Here is a 4,917-nt window from a genome sequence, read left to right as displayed (position 1 = left end):
ACCGGGCCGTCCTCGGCGACCTCAAGGCGGTGCGAGGGCCGCCCCTGGGAGCCCGAGGCCGCGGCGGGCCGCGCGTCCACCCGGATGAGGCCCAGCGCCTCCAGCTCGGCGGCGACCGCCCCGGCCGTGGCACGGGTGACGCCCAGCTCGGCGGTGAGGACGGCACGGGTCGGCGCCCGGCCCGTGTGCACCAGTTCCAGCGCGGGGCCGAGGGCGCCGCGCCCACGGTCGAGACGCGCTCTCGTGGTGGTCTCTTCCCCCGTCTTCCGGGGCTCCGCCATGCCGCTCATGAGGGCGAGTCTCCCATGATCCGGGCCGCTCGTGGCGGGGTGCGCTCACCCGGCGGAGGACGCCAGTCCGCTCACCCGCAGGGTGATGTTCAACCGCCCGGCAAGCCCCAGCCCGGAAGGCGCCGTACCCGGCCGTACGCGCGGCACGCCGTGGTACGCGAGCCGGGCGGGCCCGCCGAAGACGAACAGGTCCCCGCTCCGCAGGTCCACGTCGGTCCAGGGCCGGTTCCGGGTCCCGGTGTTGCCGAAGCGGAACACGCAGGTGTCCCCGAGGCTCAGCGACACCACCGGGGCGTCGGAGCGCTCGTCGGCGTCACGGTGCATCCCCATGCGGGCGTCCGTGTCGTAGAAGTTGATCAGTGCGATGTCGTACGGCTCTCCCGGGAGCGCGTCCGGGCCGAGCGCGTCGGCGACGGCGCGCCGGGCCAGTTCGTCCAGCCGGGCCGGGAAGGGCTTCACCGGGGAGCCGTCGCCGTCGACCACCGTGGGGGCGTAGCCGTAGGGGTACCAGTGGTGGCCGAGGCAGACCTGCCGGGCGGTCATCGTGCCGCCGCCGGGGGTGCGGACCGTGCGCAGCCCGGCCGGTGGACGCGCCCACGCGCGGCAGGCGGCGAGGAGCGCGCGCTGCTCGTCCGCGTCCAGCCAGTCCGGGACGTGCACGGCGCCCGGGGCGACCGCGTCCCGCCCGCGGGGGAACAGTTCCGCGTCCATGCGTCCCATCCTGCCCGACGGGTTCATGCGCCCCCTGCTGCCCGACGGGTTCCCGCGTCCCGTCCTGTCCGACGGCCGACCCGACCTTGCCTGAGCTGCGGCTCGGCTAGCCTGGTGGGCGATGAACGACCGTATGACGACTCCGTGGGGCGAGCTCGACCTGTCCCGCTTCCCCGACGACCCCCGCGACCGGCTGCGTGCCTGGGACGCCTCCGACGCCTACCTGCTGCGGCATCTGGCCGAGGAAGGGGTGGACCTGTCGGGCGAGGTCGTCGTCCTCGGCGACCGCTGGGGCGCGCTGGCGACGGCACTCGCCCCGCACCGGCCCGCGCAGATCACCGACTCCCACCTGGGCCAGGAGGCGACCCGCGCGAACCTGGCGCGGGCCGGTGTCGAGCCCGGCGCGGTACGGCTGCTGACCACGCAGGACCCGGTCCCGGAGCGGGTGGACGTGCTGCTCGTGCGCGTCCCGAAGAGCCTGGCCCTGCTGGAGGACCAGCTCCACCGGCTGGCCCCCGCCGTGCACGCGGGGACGGTGATCGTCGGCACCGGCATGGTGAAGGAGATCCACACCTCCACGCTCCGGCTGTTCGAGCGCATCCTGGGCCCGACCCGTACGTCACTGGCGCGGCAGAAGGCCCGGCTGATCTTCTGCACCCCCGACCCGTCGCTCGCGCGGCCCGCGAACCCGTGGCCGTACGAGTACGCGCTGGAGGAGGGCATCGGCGCCGCCTCGGGACGCCCGGTCGTCAACCACGCGGGCGTGTTCTGCGCCGACCGGCTGGACATCGGCACCCGGTTCTTCCTCGGGCATCTTCCGGCTTCGCGTGGCCGCCGGGTCGTGGACCTGGGCTGCGGCAACGGCGTGGTGGGTACGGCGATGGCGCTGGCCGACCCGGACGCCGAGGTGCTGTTCGTGGACGAGTCGTTCCAGGCGGTCGCCTCGGCCGAGGGCACGTACAAGGCCAACGGGGTGCCGGGACATGCCGAGTTCCGGGTCGGGGACGGTCTTGCCGGGGTGGCGCCGGGCAGTGTGGACCTGGTGCTGAACAACCCGCCGTTCCACTCCCACCAGGCGACGACGGACGCGACGGCCTGGCGGATGTTCACCGGGGCCGAGCGCGCGCTGCGGCCGGGCGGTGAGCTGTGGGTGGTCGGCAATCGGCATCTTGGCTATCACGTGAAGCTGAAGCGGCTGTTCGGGAACTGCGAACTGGTCGCGAGCGACCCGAAGTTCGTCGTCCTGAAGGCCGTCAAGAAGGGCTAGTGGGCGCCGCGCCGAGGACGCCGATGATCCGGGCGACCTCGGCGGCCATCGCCTCCCGGCCCGCGCCGAGGTAACCCCGGGAGTCGACGGCCTCGGGGCGTTCGGTGAGATGTCGGCGGACGGCCCCGGTCAGGGCCGCGTTGAGCGCGGTGCCGACGTTGACCTTGCCGATGCCGCCCGCGACCGCTCCGGCCAGCGCGTCGTCCGGTACGCCGGAGGAGCCGTGCAGGACGAGCGGGACGGGCAGGACGGCCGAGAGCCGTCGCAGCAGCGTCTGGTCGAGGGTGGCGGTGCGGGTGGTCATGGCGTGCGCGCTGCCGATGGCCACCGCGAGGGCGTCCACCCCGGTGTCCGCGACGAACGCGAACGCCTCGTCGGGATCGGTACGGGCGCCCGGCGCGTGCGCGTCCAGCGGCGGCCGCCCGCCCTTGCCGCCGATCTGCCCCAACTCGGCCTCGATCCAGAGCCCTTGGCCATGAGCCCAGGTGGCCGTGGCCCGGGTGGCGGCGAGGTTGTCGGCGTACGGCAGGCCGGAGGCGTCGTACATGACCGAGCTGAAACCGGCGTCCGGGGCCTGGCGCAGCAGGTCGTCGTCCTGGATGTGGTCGAGGTGCAACGCGACCGGCACGGAGGCGTGTTCGGCGGCCGTGCGCGCGGCGCGGGCCAGCGGCAGCAGTCCGCCCGTGCGGAACTTGACGGTGTTCTCGCTGACTTGGAGGACCACGGGCGCCCGTGCGGTCTCGGCACCGGTGACGACGGCCTCGATGTGTTCCAGGGTGACGATGTTGAAGGCGGCGACTGCGGAGCCGGAGCAGGCCGCCCGGGTGACCAGTTCACCGGTGGTGGCGAGGGGCACGGTGTCTCCCTTCCGGTGCCAGGTCAGGGGGTGAGGATCACCGAGCGGGTGAGGTGGCGCGGCCGGTCGGGGTCGAGTTCCCGGACGGCGGCGACGGCGAGGGCGAGCCGCTGGGCGCGGACGAGTTCGGCGAGCGGATCGAGGGTGCCGTCGATCCAGCGGGCGCCGGTGAGGCGGACCTGCTCGGCGAGACCGTCGGGAGCCGGGCCGAACATCCAGGTGGCGGTGCCCGAGGTGCTGACGCTGATCGGCCCGTGCCGGTACTCCATCGCCGGGTACGCCTCGGTCCAGGACAGTGACGCCTCGCGCATCTTGAGCGCGGCCTCCTGGGCGAGTCCGGTGGTCCAGCCACGGCCGAGGTAGGTGAACTCCTCGCAGTGAGCGAGTCCTTCGGGCAGCGGGGCCGCGAGCGCCGTGCGCGCGTCCGTGACGACGGCGGGGGTGTGCAGCCCGAGGTGGGCGCGCAGCAGGGTGAGCGCGGTGGTGGCGAACCGGGTCTGTACGACGGAGCGTTCGTCGGCGAAGTCGAGGACGATCAGCTCGTCGGCGACCTCCTTGACGGGGGTGGCCGGATCGGCGGTGATCGCGGTGGTCGGCGTATTCAACTCGGCGAGGAGAGACAGTACTTCTGTGGTGGTGCCGGAGCGGGTGAGGGCGATGACGCGGTCGTAGGCGCGTCCGCGCGGGAACTCCGAGGCGGGGAAGGCGTCCGTCTCCCCCTGCCCGGCGGTCTCGCGCAGGGCCGCCGCGGACTGGGCCATGAAGTACGAGGTGCCGCAGCCGGTGATCGCGACGCGCTCCCCCGGCGCGGGCAACACGTCGGCGTTCCGGGCCACTTCGGCGGCCGCGCGGGTCCAGCACTCGGGCTGGCTGTTCAGCTCGTGCTCGGCATGGCTCATGCCACGTCCTCCCCCTTGCTGATCGCTCCCGACGGTACAGCGGGCGTTCGCGCGCCTTCAAGGAGCGTGCGTGGTAAGGCGGTTCAGCGGGACCGGGCCGTCACGTGCGGCTCGCTCAGCCGAGCCAGCCCGGCCGCACCAGCCCGGACTCGTAGGCGAGGACGACGAGTTGGGCCCGGTCGCGGGCGCCGAGTTTCACCATGGCGCGGCTGACGTGGGTCTTGGCGGTGAGCGGGCTGACCACCAGACGGCGGGCGATCTCCTCGTTGGACAGGCCGATGCCGACGAGCGCCATCACCTCGCGTTCCCGTTCGGTGAGGCGGCCGAGGGCGTCGGCGGCGGCCGGTTCCTTGGAGCGGGCCGCGAACTCCGCGATCAGCCGGCGGGTGACGCCGGGCGACAGCAGGGCGTCACCGTCGACCACGGCCCGTACCGCGCGCACGAGTTCGTCCGGCTCGGTGTCCTTGACGAGGAAGCCGGAGGCGCCGGAGCGGATCGCCTCGAAGACGTACTCGTCGAGCTCGAAGGTGGTCAGCATGATCACCTTGACGTCGGCGAGGGCGGGGTCCCCGGTGATGCGCCGGGTCGCGGCCAGGCCGTCCAGCACCGGCATGCGGATGTCCATCAGGACGACGTCGGGCCGGAGTTCGCGCACCCGGCGCAGTGCCTCGGCGCCGTCGGCCGCCTCCCCGGCGATCACGATGTCCGGCTGTGCGCCGAGCAGCGCCCCGAACCCGGCCCGGACCAGGGACTGGTCGTCGGCGAGCAGGACCCGGATCACGGCGTCTCCCTCGTCCGCGCGGGCAGGACGGCGAGCACGCGGAAGCCTCCGTCGGCGCGCGGTCCGGCCTCGATGGTGCCGCCCAGCGCGGCGGCGCGCTCGCGCATCCCGGC

Annotated in this window: 5 protein-coding genes and 1 pseudogene; 1 reads left to right on the top strand and 5 read right to left on the bottom strand. The window is 73.9% G+C overall.

The genetic code is table 11. The features are described 5' to 3' along the window. Window positions 1-290, bottom strand: a pseudogene (locus tag GTW40_RS24610) (ROK family protein); the annotation flags it as partial. A gap of 45 nt (window positions 291-335) precedes the next feature. Next, on the bottom strand, window positions 336-1,001 hold the full coding sequence (locus GTW40_RS24605) for an alpha-ketoglutarate-dependent dioxygenase AlkB (protein ID WP_161182356.1): 666 nt from the start codon (window positions 999-1,001) through the stop codon (window positions 336-338). A gap of 133 nt (window positions 1,002-1,134) precedes the next feature. Here GTW40_RS24605 and GTW40_RS24600 point away from each other — a divergent pair, with 133 nt between their 5' ends. Beyond that, a complete protein-coding gene (locus GTW40_RS24600) occupies window positions 1,135-2,268 on the top strand; it encodes a methyltransferase (protein ID WP_161182357.1) in 1,134 nt (377 codons plus the stop codon). Here the strand turns inward: GTW40_RS24600 and GTW40_RS24595 are convergent. The 3 genes from GTW40_RS24595 to GTW40_RS24585 form a co-directional block, all read right to left on the bottom strand. Next, a complete protein-coding gene (locus GTW40_RS24595) occupies window positions 2,255-3,124 on the bottom strand; it encodes a class II fructose-bisphosphate aldolase (protein WP_161182355.1) in 870 nt (289 codons plus the stop codon). The genes GTW40_RS24600 and GTW40_RS24595 overlap by 14 nt on opposite strands. A gap of 23 nt (window positions 3,125-3,147) precedes the next feature. After that, entirely contained in the window at window positions 3,148-4,023 is an 876-nt protein-coding gene (locus GTW40_RS24590; RefSeq protein ID WP_161182354.1) for an SIS domain-containing protein, read from the bottom strand. A gap of 115 nt (window positions 4,024-4,138) precedes the next feature. After that, window positions 4,139-4,804, bottom strand: a complete 666-nt coding sequence (locus tag GTW40_RS24585) for a response regulator transcription factor (protein WP_161182353.1) — start codon at window positions 4,802-4,804, stop codon at window positions 4,139-4,141. Window positions 4,805-4,917: the final 113 nt, after the last annotated feature.

It is taken from the genome of Streptomyces sp. SID4985, assembly GCF_009863025.1.
Lineage (GTDB): Bacteria > Actinomycetota > Actinomycetes > Streptomycetales > Streptomycetaceae > Streptomyces.
Note: the sequence above shows the minus strand (reverse complement) of the source record. Positions and strands in the feature narration are given on the sequence as shown.